16 protein-coding genes are annotated in these 15,974 nt (G+C 33.7%); all 16 read right to left on the bottom strand.

From position 1 onward, the window contains the following. Position 1 precedes the first annotated feature (1 nt). On the bottom strand, positions 2-1,165 hold the full coding sequence (gene neuC / locus GLW00_RS03165; protein WP_160911144.1) for a UDP-N-acetylglucosamine 2-epimerase: 1,164 nt from the start codon (positions 1,163-1,165) through the stop codon (positions 2-4). Next, positions 1,162-2,154, bottom strand: a complete 993-nt coding sequence (gene neuB / locus GLW00_RS03160) for an N-acetylneuraminate synthase (RefSeq protein WP_160911142.1) — start codon at positions 2,152-2,154, stop codon at positions 1,162-1,164. The genes neuC and neuB overlap by 4 nt, the downstream gene beginning before the upstream one ends. Continuing rightward, the gene (locus tag GLW00_RS03155) at positions 2,151-2,795 is read right to left on the bottom strand and encodes an acetyltransferase (RefSeq protein ID WP_160911140.1); all 645 of its coding nucleotides are present in this window, start codon (positions 2,793-2,795) and stop codon (positions 2,151-2,153) included. The genes neuB and GLW00_RS03155 overlap by 4 nt, the downstream gene beginning before the upstream one ends. Continuing rightward, positions 2,785-3,834: a sugar phosphate nucleotidyltransferase gene (locus GLW00_RS03150; protein WP_160911138.1), complete on the bottom strand. Its 1,050-nt coding sequence runs from the start codon at positions 3,832-3,834 to the stop codon at positions 2,785-2,787. Before GLW00_RS03150 ends, GLW00_RS03155 begins: the two co-directional genes overlap by 11 nt. A 16-nt stretch (positions 3,835-3,850) precedes the next feature. Then, positions 3,851-5,014, bottom strand: a complete 1,164-nt coding sequence (locus GLW00_RS03145) for a LegC family aminotransferase (RefSeq protein ID WP_160911136.1) — start codon at positions 5,012-5,014, stop codon at positions 3,851-3,853. A 10-nt stretch (positions 5,015-5,024) separates the two neighbouring features. Beyond that, positions 5,025-6,005 carry an NAD-dependent 4,6-dehydratase LegB gene (locus GLW00_RS03140; RefSeq protein ID WP_160911134.1) on the bottom strand — a complete coding sequence of 327 codons (981 nt, stop codon included), beginning with the start codon at positions 6,003-6,005 and terminating at the stop codon, positions 5,025-5,027. Between the two features lie 28 nt (positions 6,006-6,033). Continuing rightward, positions 6,034-7,128, bottom strand: a complete 1,095-nt coding sequence (locus GLW00_RS03135; protein WP_160911132.1) for a polysialyltransferase family glycosyltransferase — start codon at positions 7,126-7,128, stop codon at positions 6,034-6,036. After that, positions 7,125-8,288: an O-antigen ligase family protein gene (locus tag GLW00_RS03130; RefSeq protein ID WP_160911130.1), complete on the bottom strand. Its 1,164-nt coding sequence runs from the start codon at positions 8,286-8,288 to the stop codon at positions 7,125-7,127. Before GLW00_RS03130 ends, GLW00_RS03135 begins: the two co-directional genes overlap by 4 nt. A gap of 35 nt (positions 8,289-8,323) precedes the next feature. Further along, a complete protein-coding gene (locus GLW00_RS03125; RefSeq protein ID WP_160911128.1) occupies positions 8,324-9,388 on the bottom strand; it encodes a glycosyltransferase in 1,065 nt (354 codons plus the stop codon). 42 nt (positions 9,389-9,430) lie between these two features. Beyond that, positions 9,431-10,351, bottom strand: a complete 921-nt coding sequence (locus GLW00_RS03120) for a glycosyltransferase family 2 protein (RefSeq protein WP_160911126.1) — start codon at positions 10,349-10,351, stop codon at positions 9,431-9,433. A 39-nt stretch (positions 10,352-10,390) separates the two neighbouring features. Next, complete coding sequence (locus GLW00_RS03115; protein WP_160911124.1) at positions 10,391-11,221, bottom strand: glycosyltransferase; 831 nt, start codon at positions 11,219-11,221, stop codon at positions 10,391-10,393. 1 nt (position 11,222) lies between these two features. Beyond that, positions 11,223-12,086, bottom strand: coding sequence for an NAD-dependent epimerase/dehydratase family protein (locus GLW00_RS03110; protein ID WP_160911122.1), 864 nt, complete (start codon positions 12,084-12,086; stop codon positions 11,223-11,225). Further along, the gene (locus tag GLW00_RS03105) at positions 12,083-12,712 is read right to left on the bottom strand and encodes a sugar transferase (protein ID WP_160911121.1); all 630 of its coding nucleotides are present in this window, start codon (positions 12,710-12,712) and stop codon (positions 12,083-12,085) included. The genes GLW00_RS03110 and GLW00_RS03105 overlap by 4 nt, the downstream gene beginning before the upstream one ends. A 281-nt stretch (positions 12,713-12,993) precedes the next feature. Beyond that, a complete protein-coding gene (gene galU / locus GLW00_RS03100; protein WP_160911119.1) occupies positions 12,994-13,872 on the bottom strand; it encodes a UTP--glucose-1-phosphate uridylyltransferase GalU in 879 nt (292 codons plus the stop codon). Positions 13,873-13,890: 18 nt separating this feature from the next. Beyond that, complete coding sequence (locus GLW00_RS03095; RefSeq protein WP_335808427.1) at positions 13,891-15,756, bottom strand: polysaccharide biosynthesis protein; 1,866 nt, start codon at positions 15,754-15,756, stop codon at positions 13,891-13,893. After that, positions 15,740-15,895 (bottom strand): hypothetical protein, encoded by a 156-nt coding sequence (locus GLW00_RS03090; RefSeq protein WP_160911117.1) that lies wholly within the window; start codon positions 15,893-15,895, stop codon positions 15,740-15,742. Before GLW00_RS03090 ends, GLW00_RS03095 begins: the two co-directional genes overlap by 17 nt. Positions 15,896-15,974: the final 79 nt, after the last annotated feature.

Here is a 15,974-nt window from a genome sequence, read left to right as displayed (position 1 = left end):
CTTAACCTCCATAGTCGTAAAACTTTTTCTTTAGTGTAATTTCACTTTCTTTTAACTGTTCTTTTACTACGTCTAAGATTTTGATTGACGTATTTCCATCCCCATAAGGGTTAATTGTTTTCTCCGCAATGACCTTGAATTCTTCGCTTAATGCTAGTTCCATAGCTCTATTAATATCAGAGGTAGTAGGATAGCAATTTATGACACTAGCAGCTTGTATTCTCCCCTTTTGACGATCTCCTATGTTAATAGTTGGAATCCCGAAACTAGGGGCTTCTAATAATCCGCTGGACGAGTTACCTATAACACATGCAGCGTATTTCAGTCCACTTAAATAACGTTTTAACCCTAAAGAAGTAAATGCAACTGCATGGTCATGATCTTGAACATATTTATCAATCATTTGATTTATTATTCTTCCATGAGCATCAGCATTTGCCTTTGTGAATATAAATTTCATCTGAGGATATAATTTACATACATTTAAAAGCTCTTGAAATTGAATTTCTGCTTGATTATCTTCTAGAGTAACTGGGTGAAACGTAACCATAGCAAAAGGTTTATCAAGCTTAAAATTTATAGACTCTGCTAGATCATCTTTAGATAGGAACTTTGATTGCAATATGTTCTCTACGCCTAATCCACCAACAGTATGAACACGTTCAGGATGCTCTCCTAATTGAATAACACGGTTACGGTACTCTTCTGTACTTGTAAAATGTAAATAGCTTAACTTAGTAATAGCGTGGCGGACAGATTCATCAACAGCACCTTCAGTAGTCTCTCCTCCATATAAATGAGCAATAGGGATTCTTTCGTTCATAGCCGCAGTACATACCGCAAGGGTTTCGTATCGATCCCCTAATACAATAAGTAGATCAGGCTTTGACCTTGCAAAGTAGTCCGCAAAACTGATCATAGCTAAACCCATTGATTTCGAGATGGATGAAGGAGTATCAGCACTAACTAGTATTTCAATTTTTTCATCAATATCGAAGCCATCCGACTCAATGTCTTTATAAGTAAGTCCAAATTCCGGTGATAAATGTGCTCCAGTTACTACAATATTTTCTTTCACGAATGAATCGTTACTAATTCGAGATATCAAAGGTTTTAAAAGCCCATATTCTGCCCTGGTGGCTGTTAATACACAAACTTTTTTCACTGGTCAATCATCTCATCTTCCTGATAATCTCTGTTTGCTACTTCCCCAATTATCTCATACCATTTCATAGGGCTTACTCCATTACCAGGGCGTTTAACTGTAAGGTTATCATTATCGAAGTATTCTCCCTTTTGTATAGCCTTTTTAGCAACAATACTCTTTCTAGCAACACTCATATTTTTCATCTCTGACGGGGACGGAGCCTTGGTACCTGTGCCCATAGCTACTTCTATGTTTCGTATTGATTGAACCATCGCTTTTAATTCTTCCGGTTCTAAACTTGCATTATGGTCTGGACCTTCCATATTACGATCTAATGTGAAATGCTTTTCAATGACTTTCGCTCCAAGTGATACTGCCGCAATAGGTACTTCAATCCCCATAGTGTGATCTGAGTACCCTACTGGTACATTAAAAGTTTCCTTTAACGTTAACATAGCTCGTAAGTTCACTTCTTCAAACGGAGTTGGGTACTCTGTAGTACAGTGAAGAATTGTAAGATCATTTACATTATTATCAAGTAATACTTTAGTCGCATCTTGGATGTCCTTCATGGTAGCCATACCCGTTGAGAGGATTACAGGTTTACCTAAGGAGGACACTTTTTCTAGATATGGAAGATTAGTCAACTCTCCGGACGGCACTTTCCAAGTATCCATCCCCAAGCTATCAAGAAAATCTATACTATCAAAATCAAAACCTGTTGAGAGAAACTTAATCTCTTTTGAATGACAATAATCATACAGTTCTAAGAACTCTTCAAAGGATAGTTCCAATTTCTCCAACATTGATAATTGTTCTTCATCTGCATTAGATGTTTTTTGATACTTTGCTTTCTTGGCGTTCTTAGAAGCTAGGTTTTTGGAAACAAAAGTCTGAAATTTTATACAATCTGCTCCAGATTCTTTAGCCTTATCCACAAGCTTTTTAGCTGTTTGGAGACAACCATTATGATTTACTCCAGCTTCGGCTATAATAAATACACTCATTTTTGCTGTACTCCTTTACATGGGTTTCCAAATGCTATTACATTGGAATCAATATCTTCCAATACTACACTCCCCATACCTATAGTAGTATTTTTACCGATCGATATACCTTGCTTAATAACACTACTTGCACCTATATGAGAATTTGCTGAGACAGTTACTCCTCCACATACAACTGCGCCTGGAGAAATATGTACATAAGCTCCTATATTAGAGTCGTGCTCAACTGTGGAGTTAGTATTTAGTATAGTAGCTTTTCCTATATTAACGCCTGCATTTAAAATTGTTCTTTTCCCAACAAATATACCCTCAGCCAAGTTACTATAGTTACTAACAATAGCTGAAGGGTCAATTATATTTGGAAGTTTAAACCCTATATCTTCTACAAGGTGTGTTAATTTAACACGTAAACTAGAATCTCCTATACTACCTAATGTTATAAATGCTTCTTTATAACCTTGGTTAAGGAGGGTGTGCAAATCGGTATCTGAACCAATAATAGGAGTAGATAAAATGTATTTTCCAATATTTTCTTTTTTGTCAATTATACCAATACTATCATACTCATTTAGTTCATAAAGACTGTCTAATACTGACTTACAGTGGCCACCTCCACCAATAAGTAATAATTTACGCTTCATTTCTTTCTAGCCTTTTACGCATTTTTTCCATCTCATCTAGTTGCCCCATATCGAGCCACGAATTCTCACTAATAGGAAATACACCTACTTTTTCACCAGCTTTTTGATATTTTTCAATAATATCTGGAAAGCCTATTTCCTGATTATCTTCAAGCTCTTCAATTACTTTAGGTTCAACGATGTACATTCCTGTATTAGTGAAAAATGAAAATTCTGGTTTTTCCTTCATAGCTTCAATTTCGCCTTGATCTCCAATTTCAATTACACCATATGGAATTTTAACATTTTTTAATGAACAAACCATTGTCACTAAGTTGTTTTCTTTTTTATGGTATTCGTAAATTTTCTCGTAATCTTCTTCAATTAATATGTCACAATTAGTTAACACGAATGTGGAATCTATTTTACCTTTTAATAGACTTAATCCCCCACCAGTACCAAGTGGTTCATCTTCATCAGCATAATATACTTTATAATCACTATCTATTTCATTAAAATAAGCTTTAATCATATTTTTTTTGTGATTAACAATCAAATGAAATTCTTTACTTCCCATACTGTGAAACCTACTAATTATATGCTCAGCAATTGGAAGGTCACCTATAGGTATAAGAGGTTTAGGTAGTATTCTAGTATACGGATATAGACGAGTGCCGAACCCCCCTGCCATCATGACTACGGGGACAGGTAACTCTTTCTTAACAGTTATTTCATCATCGTTCCATAACACTACTGAAACGAGCTCTTCTTCTTTTGATAATATAGGTAATGCCTCAATTGATAATTCCCGCATCAAATTGTGGGCATTTTTTTTGTCTTTTTCGTATATATACTTTGGGTTATAATTTGCAAGTTCACTTACTTTTGCATCTAAGTCTCCCTTATTAAGGATCCAACGCCGAATGTCTCCATCTGTAAGAGAAGCGACTAACCTACCTTCTCTTTTCACAAATAAAACTTTTTTAGCTACTTTATCTAATAATGCCATAGCATCGAGCATACTTACGTTCTCATCTATTAAAAACTCTTTTACATCCATATAAGTAACCTCCCTTTTATTGCTTCTTAAGTGATTCAACAATATAGTGAACATCTTCACTAGATAGATTTGAACTACATGGAACATTTACAATTTTGTTTAAATAAACTTTAGCTTGATCGATTTCGTAAGCTTGGTTATCTCGATATGGTTTTTGTTGATGGATTAAATCCCATATTGGACGTGCTTGAATTTTTTTATTACCTAAGGATTCAATAAGTTGATGGCGATGCAACCCGTATGATTCTTTTATCGCTATACCATAAAACCAATAATTCGGTCTTGTTCCCTTTCGGAAGTTTAATAACTCTAGCCCATTAATTTCTTTAAGTTCTTGTTTATAGATATTATAGTTTTTAGATTTCGTTGCTATAAAGTTCTCTAATTGTTCTAATTGCGCTAAACCTAATGCCGCTTGCAAGTTAGTCATACGATAATTGTAACCAACTTCATCATGTATATAGTAAAGCGGATCACTCTTTGCTTGTGTAGTTAAATAACGGGCACGGTCGAGCAGGTTTGTATCATGTGAAACAATCATCCCCCCGCCACCAGTTGTCATTATTTTATTCCCATTGAATGAGTAGACACCGATGTTCCCTATGGTCCCTGCATATCTACCTTCAAAAATACCCTCTGTATAATAGGTGCCAATTGCTTCTGTAGCATCTTCAATAACAGGAACCTGATATTTCTCAGCAATTTCCATTATACTTTCCATATCAGCCATATTTCCGAAGACATGTACCACCACTATAGCTTTTATTGGTTTTAGAGTAACTTTATTTCTTAAAGCGCCATTAACGTTTTCACACTCTTCTTCAAAAAACTTCTTTAATTTGGATGGATCCATACCTAAAGAATCATCACAATCCATAAAAACAGGCTCAGCATTACAGTATTTAACTGGGTTGACCGCTGCAATAAATGTTAGAGTAGGGACAATTACTTCGTCCCCATCTGATACGTCCATAAGCTTCAAAGCAATGTGCAATCCAGATGATCCATTTTGAACTGCCACTGCTCCTCTAGCACCTACGTAATTCATTGTGTTTTCTTCAAATTCCTGTATATAAGATCCTGCTGATGATACCCATTCTGTTTCTATAGCCTGACTAACGTATTTTAGTTCATTTCCACGGAGGCTAGGAACAGAGAGGGGAATAAATCTTTCACTCATTCTACCCCTCCTAAATGTTGTAAATATCTGTCTTATATTTTTCTAAATTTTGTCTAAAGAATTCTATTGTTTCAGCTAAACCTTCCTCAAAAGAGTAACTAGGTTCCCAATTTGTCAATTCTTTTATTTTTCCATTTGAACCTAGAAGCCTGTTCACTTCACTATTCTCAGGGCGAAGGCGCTGTTCATCACAAATTATTCTAGCTTCAGGATTAATCTGACGAATTAATTCTTCAGCTAATTGTCCTATAGATATTTCATCTTGAGTAGCAATATTTATTTCTTCACCAATCGTTTTTTTAGTGTTAGCAATATCAATAAAACCATTTGCAGTATCTTTAACAAAGTTGAAATCTCTTGTAGGTGTCAAAGACCCTAATTCAATTTCCGTTTTACCTGCTAATAACTGAGTAATAATAGTAGGAATGACAGCACGAGCAGACTGCCGTGGACCATATGTATTAAACGGCCTTACAATTGAAATCGGCATATCAAAACTACGATAAAAGGATTCTGCTAATCGATCGGCCCCAATTTTTGTTGCTGAATAAGGTGACTGACCCTGATAAGGGTGATTTTCATCAATTGGGACATACTGAGCTGTTCCGTATACTTCGGAGGTAGAAGTCATTAATAAACGTTCAGTATTCAAATCTCTTCCAGCTTGTAACACATTTAAAGTTCCTTTTATGTTAGTGTCCACATAAGTATCAGGAGAGTGATAGCTAAAAGGAATCGCTATTAATGCAGCTAAATGATATACCTCATCTATTCCTTTCATTGCTTCTTTTACACCATTTGGATCGCGAATGTCTCCCGTAAAAACATCTACGCAGTCTATTGTTTCTTTGGAAAGGGTGTCCAACCACCCCCATGAATTAAATGAATTATAATAAGCAAAAGCCCTAACTTCATGCCCTTGTTTCACTAACTCCTCTGTTAGATGACTTCCTATAAACCCATCTGCTCCTGTAACTAAAACTTTTTTCATATTAAAATCTCCTTATTTTAAGTATTTTTTAATTTATATACTCTAAGTCAATGTATTTCTTTATTTCGGATAAATTATATAACATATCCATATTATACATTTTTTCTAATTTTTCTTTCAGTGATTCTTCCGGAAACACATCGAAAAACACCTTATATAGCGAGATTGCATTTATCCCATACCACTGATTAATGTAATAACAAGATGAAGAGTGAACTGTTAACACTAAGTCAATATTTACTTTAGCTGGAATAAGTTCTGCTGGTAAATAATAGTCTTCAATTAAGTGCACTCTATTATTACGTAGTAGTCGTTTATATTTTTTGATATCTTCGCTTGGGTGAGGTTTAATTATAACCTGTAAATTCTTAAACTTAGTCAACGCTTCAAATAGGCCTTCTATCTTAGCATTTTCCCTTTCAATAGAAATATAATTAAACTCTGAGAAGGGTTGCCCCATATAAAGTATTGTGTACAAACCATTATCATTTGGAAAATTAAAGTCAATGTCACTGACATTAAAATACCGATACAATTCATTTAAATCTCTAATATTCAAGTCATTAAAACTTAACACATTAATTCTTTTATTCTTCTTTTTTTCTTCGGGCAAGAATCCAGGTGAACTCGCTAGTATCTCATTTATATTTGGGCTCATACCTATATCTTTATATGTCTGCTTTGGGTATGAAAACAAGAACCTTTTTAATAAACTATGTTTTTTTACGGTTGGTTTACTTGGTGAATTATAAAGCCCCAAACCTTCTTCAATTAACGTAATCTTTATATCCTTTTGAGTAGCGCATCTGATTAAAGTTTGATTAATTAAATCATTATCTTTAAATATATATAAGTGATCACTCTCATTTTCCATAAAATATCTTTTTGCTTTTTGTATCTGCCTTTTATTTTTTTTTCCAATTTCTAATTTACTACTTGGGAATTCGCTTCGTTCAATAATAAGGACATCATATAAATCTGAATCCTTAGCAATAATTTCAGCAATAATTGAATTGATTGAGAAACAGATTATAATAGGTTTTTTTATATTGTGTTTTTTAATGAATAGTTTACAAATCATCAAATGAAAAATTGTATTTACAGAAAAAAAAGTTGGCTTCAATATAAATCAACTCTCTCTATTATGGCTTTGCTCTTAGACTCTTTCTTTAACTTATGTGAGATTTGTTTCAGTGAATCATACCTTTGATAAAAGATATAAGAATATAATAAAATCGCAATATATACATAATCAAACCTACCTGAAAATATTACTGTATCCGTCATACCTCTTAATAGGAATATTAAAAATAAAATTACAATGAAATATTTTTTTCTAATTGTTAATTTAATAAGAGATCCAATTATCAGCAAATATACTATTAACATAAAGAAACCAAAATTAAAAAGACCGTCTAAAAAACTATTATGTAAATTATGAAATCCAAAAAAGGATATATTGTTACTATCAAATCCTAAAAAGAATGATTTTACATCTAATTTATTAAAATAGTCTTTCCAAATTTCCAAACGTACATTGTTCGTAAAACCCTCTCTTGTCCCTCCCCTAGTAGCAAGATTTACTCTAAAAATCTCAATGTTCTTTAAGAGTGTATCAGTATAAAATAGAAGGATAGAGCCACAGATTATTAAAGAGATATACTTTATTTTAAAGTTAAGTTTAAAAATCAGTATTGTAATTAGAAGTAAAAGCGATGCTATAATACCAGCTCTCCCTGTAGTCCAAAAACTTACAATAGTGCTTATAATGGCTGGATGAACTAGGAACTTCTTCCCTTTTAGGTATCTTACTAAATATACGGAGATAGACAGAGAGAAAATAATGAAACTGACTATATTCTCACTCCAAATTATGACATTTGAAGGATTAACTCCCTTTTGGTATTGAATCAATAAATATAAAGAAGCTATATAAAATAAAATCAGCAATAACTTATCACTATGAGTTCCCCTAATTACAAAAAAGGCTAAACCTAATTGTGAGATCAGTATTAATGTTGAATATATCAGACTTATTGATATATCATTTATTACCAACATTCTAATACATATATACAAAATTAGAATACTATACATAAATAACAATCCTGTGAAATTATTATACTTTACAAAAACGTATCTAATTAGTATAGCTATACCCATTGAAATAGAGATATTCAGAAATATGTTGTTTTCTTCAATATAATAAACTAATAGTGACAAAATTGATATGAAGAACATAGCATGGTTCAATGTCTCATGAATTTTAATTTCTTTTTTCATTCAAATCACTACTTTATTTTAGATTCTTTTATCATCTAAAAATTTCTTAGAATTCCATTTAACCTTTTTGCAGATTTCCCCCAGTTATTTCTTTTTAAGAAGATTTTTGCATTATCGTCATTCCATTCTGTAAGACTTGCATACAATTCATTCAGATCATTGTAGTCGAATATTGTATATCCTAAACTGTACTCATGAACCATTTGTCCTAAAAAACCAATGTTCTTTGTTAAAACAGGTTTCCTAAGAGTAGCGGCATTGTAAACAGTGAAGGGTACAGATTGATCACTATAAACACGCCAGTAAAAATCGATGTAGGGAGCTAACTCCTCTTCATTAAGGGGGATCTTTTTATTTACTAGAAATACATCTGGATGGTTTTCTAATAATTTATATTTCTCCTCATCTCTTTCCCTCATACTTTCACTAATTTCACCAACGAATATCAAGACTATCTTATAATTCGATTCACTAGTGTTCGTTAACAAATCGATAGCTTCTTCATATGATAAATTTTTTTCATTTGGGGATGATACACATAATCCTACTAGTGTTTTCTCAGAACTTTCCTCTCTAATCCTTGCTATAAAATTCTTTATATTTAGAGTAATATCATCGTTACTTTTTTTTTGAGTATTAGGCAAATTAGGACCAAATGTAATATAATCAATCTTATTGGCATGCTTCGGAAACTGCTTACTTGCTGTTTTTATTAATAATTTATCGGTAACCAATATCTTTCTTGAAACTCTTGCGAAAAGGCCTCTTCTAAACTTTGTAATTATTGGATAATTTTCTTTCGACTCCTTATCAACATTATGACATATCCAAATAAGGTTTATATTAAAAACTTTAATTAGGAATACAGACATTATTTCAGATATTGCTCTTAAGAAAGTTTTAAATAAAGAGGGATAATCATTTAAATAACGATATATAACAGAATTAGGTTTACCCTTCTTTATTATATATAAAAATATTTTGACATGTGTTGTTAGTGGAGAGCCTTCAATAAATAAAAGAGTATTATTTTCCGTTTTAAATTCATGTGAAATTTTCTTTGACTTTATATCATTATATTGAATTAAGTTATATGACACGTTTTCATCCACTTCCAATTTTTATATTCATTCTATAAGTTTTTACATTTTAACTAAATTTTTTAACGACCTTAATTTTAATACAGTTTCAAACTTCAAAAAAGATAAGCCGAAAAAAGATATTGCAAAAAAACTTGGCTTTTGTCTAAAGTGTGCTAGAAGATACTTTCTTGCTTTTTTTGGTTCATTATTACGTAACGCTTTAGTAATAAGAATTTTATAACTAGCTTGATTATGGTCTCTTCTTATCTTTTCACTTGTATCTTTGTAAAGTTCCTTATACTTTAAGGATATATAATCTATTGATTCCTCATATTTCTTAAGGCTATCAGATATTTGTGTATTGTTTCCGTAATTATGATATATAAGCAATGGTTCCGACACAGCACCTACCATGAAGTTTTGGCAAACCCTTATCCATAAATCATAATCCTGTTGTGCTTTTAATTCCTCATCAAATCCTCCCACTTCTTCTAAAACACTTTTTTTCACCATTACACTCGAAGTGGATCCAATACAATTTGAAATAAGAATATCATCGGATAAGTCTCCAGTTTTTTGGGGAGTTGAAATGTAATTTATTCCTTTATCATCATATAAGATTTTAGCACCGGTATAAACTAACCCATACCTTGAATCTTTATTGAATTCTTGAACCTGTAGCTCTATCTTATTATAAACCCATTCATCATCATCATCTATAAAGGCAATATAATCTCCCTCGGCAGCTTTAATCCCTGTGTTCCTTGCATGGTTCCCACCTTTAGCCGGTTGATACGATATGTATTTAATTCTGCTATCCTTTTTTTCATATTCTTCTAAAAGAGAATCCGTGTTGTCAGTAGAACCATCGGACACTACAAGAACCTCTAAATTTTGATAGCTTTGTTTTAACACACTCTCTACCGCTTTAGTAAGTAGACTTGCTCTATTATGAGTCGGGATAACAACGCTTACTTTCATGTGAACTAACCTCCTTTATTGCAATTAGATATTAAAACTTTAGTTAAGTCTCTCCCGCAAGAAAGAGTTGGAAATCCATTTCAAAAGTTTCATAGGGGCTAAAAACATCACTATTTGTCCTATAGTTACTATGATTAAATCTAGAGTTGAACAATGCCCTCTTTTCCAAATAGTGTATATGACTTTTATATAGCTTTTACAGTTATCCCAACTTTTCCGTCGTTTAAAGCTATTCTCATTAGACCGAAACAATAATAACGATTTATTAATATTTGAAGCTTTACATCCACTATTAAGCATTCTCGAAAATAAATCGAGGTCTTGTTTTCTTCTTAGGAATCCATAACCTCCACTTTGCAGAACCTTAGACTTTTTAAACATCACGGTAGGATGATTGAATGGGCTTCTTCTTTTTATAAACCTCTTTATATCCTTATGCTTAGTAGGTACAATTCTAGACGAAACGACGTTAGTTGGCTCATCATAAAATTCATCTATATTGGTACCTATTATGCAAAGTTCAGGGTCATTTTGAAATACTTTAACTTGTTCTTTACATCTATCATGTAAAGAAATATCATCTGAATCCATCCTAGCTATCAGTTCATTCTTACAGTTTTCTAACCCAATATCCAACGCTTTGCCTAGACCAAGGTTATTATCTAGTTCTACAATATTAAATAACCCAGGGTGATTACTGGAAAAGTTTTCAATTACTATATTTAATTCTTTATTTAGCTCACCATCTTTTACAATCACAATTTCATCTGGTTTAAGTGTTTGTCGAACCATACTTTCAATACTTTCCTTTAAAAAATGAGGTGATTCTTTATAATAAACTGACATTAAAACGCTGTATTTTGCTTCCATTCTAATTCCCCCTTTCTGTTAGTGAGATTGATTGTTTAAAGTCCCTTACTCTATAGTTTTGTTTATATTCGCTAAGGTTCTTATCATATATAAGATTACCGAATACTTTATTTATCAACTTCACTCTAGGACATAAGAGCCGAATAAATGGATTGAACGCTTTAGTAAACCATATTTTATTTCCATGTACTTCAGCAATTTGAGATATCATTTTTCTAACCTGTACATATTTAGCGTTTTGAGGGAAAAAGACACCATTTTCATTATTAACTATTATAAGTCGAATAAGTTCACAAAGATTGTCTATATGAAGCATACTTCTTTGATTTATTATATTAGGAAAAACAGGAGTTTTTCTTGCTATTTTTGCTAATTTAGGGTAATTTCCTTTTGAATCTTTTCCATAAATCATTGGGGGTCTGATAACAACTACTTTAAAAGATTCATTTTCCAGTCGTTTAATCCCATTTTCTGCTTGAAGCTTACTATCTCCATAAAAGTTACTTGGGCTGGGGACAGTATTTAAGTCAATAACTTTCTCCACACTACTGCTGTCACCATAAACAATGATACTACTCATAAAGATAAATTGTTTTACACCTTCACTCTTAGCTTTTTCAGCCAATTTAATAGTAAGATCACGATTTACTTTGTAATATTTCTCTTTCATTCTAGGGTCAGTAGAAACGTGGGCAATGCCTGCTAAGTGAAGGATAACATCATATTTAGAGAAATCTAATTTATTCCAATCTTTATTCCTAACACTAATAGTATCTGTATCGTAAACTTCGGAACTATTTGCTAACCACTTCACTACATTTTCACCGATGTAACTAGTTGAACCTGTTATAAGTATTTTCTTCATTTAGACAAAAACTCCTGAGACCTTTTTTCTTCGTTACTCGGTACTTTTTTCCCCTCTACTACTCCATCACTCTTTATAACACTTAGTATGGTTCCTATGAAACAATTTATATCCATCCACAGGCCAAGCTTATTTACATATTCTCCATCAAGTTTTGCCTTAACATCTATAGGTAGTTCATCTCTGCCATTAATTTGAGCCCATCCTGTTAGGCCAGGGAGGATGTCATTTGCACCATATTTTTCTCGCTCCTTTATTAAATCATATTGATTCCATAAAGCAGGCCTAGGACCAATGATACTCATTTGTCCCGTGAAGATATTCCAAATCTGTGGAAGTTCATCTAAGCTTGTTTTCCTCAAGAATTTCCCCATACGAGTAATATACTGGTCAGGGTTCTCTAAAAGGTGGGTAGGTGTATCCTTGGGTGTATTAATTTTCATAGTCCTAAATTTCAGCATGTTAAAGTGTGAGGTGTGAACTCCTATACGTTTCTGTTTAAATAGAATCGGCCCCTTAGAATCTATCTTTATTGCGAAAATGAGACCAATAAATAAAGGAGTTAAAGCTATTAAACTTACTGCAGACAAAATAATGTCTACTGAGCGCTTTAATTTTAAATACATGTTTTCCCCCTAATTTCTCTTTTATATTATTGTGGGTTACTACATATTTTTGATAAATAAGTAACTGAATTGAAAAGCACCATCCAACTGAGAAGATGCTACTTGAATTCGCTTGAACATTGGACTTACTAATGAACTTGCACATAAGATTATTTTCTTATTATGAAAGGCTCATTTTGTATAATAGGATACGATCTATAATACAGAACCTCCTCTCTCTTTTCCCCACTATATTCGCTCCAACTAACAATTACCTATTTTTTTAGTTGAATTTGAATAAATCATATGGTCATCTTTCTTTTAACAAGTGATTCTAACAATTTTCCTACGTCTTCACCAATCTCATCATTCTTCAAAGCGAATTCTATTGTTGTTTTTACAAATCCATATTTTTCTCCAACGTCGTAACGATCACCTGCAAAATCATAAGCATACACATTTTGTAATTCATTTAACTCTTGAATAGCATCTGTTAATTGAATTTCTCCACCAGCTCCAGTTTTATGTTGATCTAACGAACCGAAAATTTCAGGATTTAATACATATCGTCCCATAATTGCTAAATTTGAAGGTGCTGTACCCTGCTTAGGTTTTTCCACAAAACGATTAACCTGATAAAGACGTTCATTTTTATCAGAGGGGTCAATAATTCCATATCTGTGGGTCTGGTTATCTTCGACTTGCTGTACCCCTATAATAGAAGATCCTGTAGCTTCATACTGTTCTATGAGTTGCTTTAAACACGGGGTATCAGACTCTACAATGTCATCCCCAAGCAATACAGCGAACGGTTCATTACCGATAAATTTACGAGCGCTCCAAACGGCGTGTCCTAGACCTTTAGGTTCCTTTTGACGAATATAATGTATATCCACTTTTGAGGTTTCATTTACTTTTTCTAGTAAGTCAAACTTTTCTTTCTTTTGAAGGTTATCTTCTAATTCAAAATTATTGTCAAAATGATCTTCAATTGCTCTTTTCCCTTTTCCTGTAACTATAATAATATCTTCAATTCCAGATTCAATTGCCTCTTCTATTATGTACTGAATAGTAGGTTTATCAACAATCGGTAACATTTCTTTCGGCATGGCTTTAGTAGCAGGAAGAAAACGGGTTCCTAATCCTGCAGCTGGAATAATGGCTTTTTTCACTTTTTTCATGTGAGTTCCCCCTATAATCTAGTTAACGTATTGAATTTCTTTCATTTTCTGAGGCAAACGATTATTTGCAAGATCAATAACATAATCACGCAATTCGTCATCATTACTTTCCGAATGATAGTCAACAATATGTTGTACGAGTTGATAATCAAATTGTACTGTTTTTCCTATAAATATTTTAGGAAAGACGGGCTCTTTATTCACTTCATTTTCACTTAGTAACTCTTCATACATTTTCTCGCCTGGACGAATGCCGTTAAAATGAATGGGAATCTGTTCTTCTGTAAATCCTGACAAATGAATCAAGTTCTTCGCAAGATCGACAATTCTTACAGGTTCACCCATATCAAGCACAAATACCTCTCCACCACGAGCAAGAGCCCCTGCTTGGAGCACCAGCCTCGAAGCTTCTGGAATCGTCATAAAGTAACGCGTCATATCTGGGTGAGTAACGGTAACCGGTCCACCTGCAGCAATTTGCGTCTTAAACAGTGGAATCACACTACCACGGCTTCCGAGCACATTACCAAAACGGACAGCAACAAACTTCGTCTGGCTTTTTCTGCCAAGATTCTGTACAACCATTTCTGCAATTCGTTTTGTGGAACCCATCACGTTAGGTGGGTTGACCGCTTTGTCTGTAGAAACGAGCACAAATGCTTTCACCCCTGAATGGTGGGCAGCTTCAGCAACATTCTTCGTTCCAATGACGTTGTTCTTCACAGCTTCTTTCGGATTCGCTTCCATTAATGGCACATGCTTGTGAGCGGCTGCGTGGTAAATGTAGGACGGTGCATAGTCTTGGATCACTTGAAAAATGCGCTCTTGATCCTGAACGTCGGCAATGACAGTCACAAGTTCGGTATCAATGTCGAACTTTTTTAATTCCAAATGGATCGTATAAATGCTGTTTTCTCCGTGACCAAGCAAAATAAGACGTTCTGGACCGAACTTAACAAGCTGGCGGCAAATTTCTGAACCTATACTTCCACCGGCCCCCGTAACCATGACTGTTCGTCCTTTAATTTCAGATTCTATGGAATCGATATCGAGTTCAACAGGCTCGCGACCGAGAAGGTCTTCAATTTGGACATCACGGATTTGATTGACTGATACATTCCCTAGTGCAATATCTTCAATCATCGGCAAGGTTTGAACATTTTTGACGGTTTTTTTCGACATTTGAATTAAATCTTTAATAACCTCTTGCTTGACAGATGGCATCGCCATGACGATATGATTAACTTGATGTTTAGCCGCTAATTCTTCTATGTTTTTTGTACTGCCCAACACAGGAAGTCCTGAGACGGTTAAATGGTGTAAAGTAAAGTCGTCATCAACAAAACCGACGAGGTCACCTTTGAATTCTTTGGAGTCCTTCATTTGTCTTGCAAGCATACGTCCAGCAGCTCCTGCACCCACAATTAATGTCCGCTGGCGGCTTGGGTCATTGACTTTAATTTTTGCTTTTTTCAGTTTAGGCTTCAGTGTCATGCCATAATTCCTATAATACTGCCACGCAAATCGCACCCCACCAATAAGCAATATATGTAACATCCACGTGATTGTTAAAGCCCGTTCATAAACGTTCCCGAATACGATGGCTTGAATCAACACAGCAGCAATAATTGATAAGGTCACCACACCGAAAATCCCTATAAGTTCTTCGGTACTTGCGTAGCGCCACTTCTTCTTATACATACCCGTCAGACTGGAAAATAGATGATGACTGATGAGTAATGTAGCTGAAAGTACGATCATGACATTGTCAAAGACAGCAACGTAAGGATTTAAAAAAAAGTGGGACATATAAACAGAAAAGAAAACGATGACGGAATCAACGAAAACTAATAAAAACAGCCGTTTCTTATATGCGGTGGTCACTTAGATTCCTCCTCTTTCTTTGATCAATGGCTTTATGTAATTCCTTTTCCAATACTGTAACTTTCCATTCGGGTGCTTGATACTTTATGTATCGAATGGTTTTGATTGCTGACTTTGGTAATTGCTTTTCTTCCTCCATTCATACATCTCCTTAATATCACTTGCGTTTTGTAACTTTTTTGTAACAATCCACATTGTACCAATATCTATGAATGCTT

This window comes from Halobacillus litoralis, from assembly GCF_009856445.1.
Taxonomy (GTDB): Bacteria; Bacillota; Bacilli; order Bacillales; family Halobacillaceae; genus Halobacillus; species Halobacillus litoralis.
Note: the sequence above shows the minus strand (reverse complement) of the source record. Positions and strands in the feature narration are given on the sequence as shown.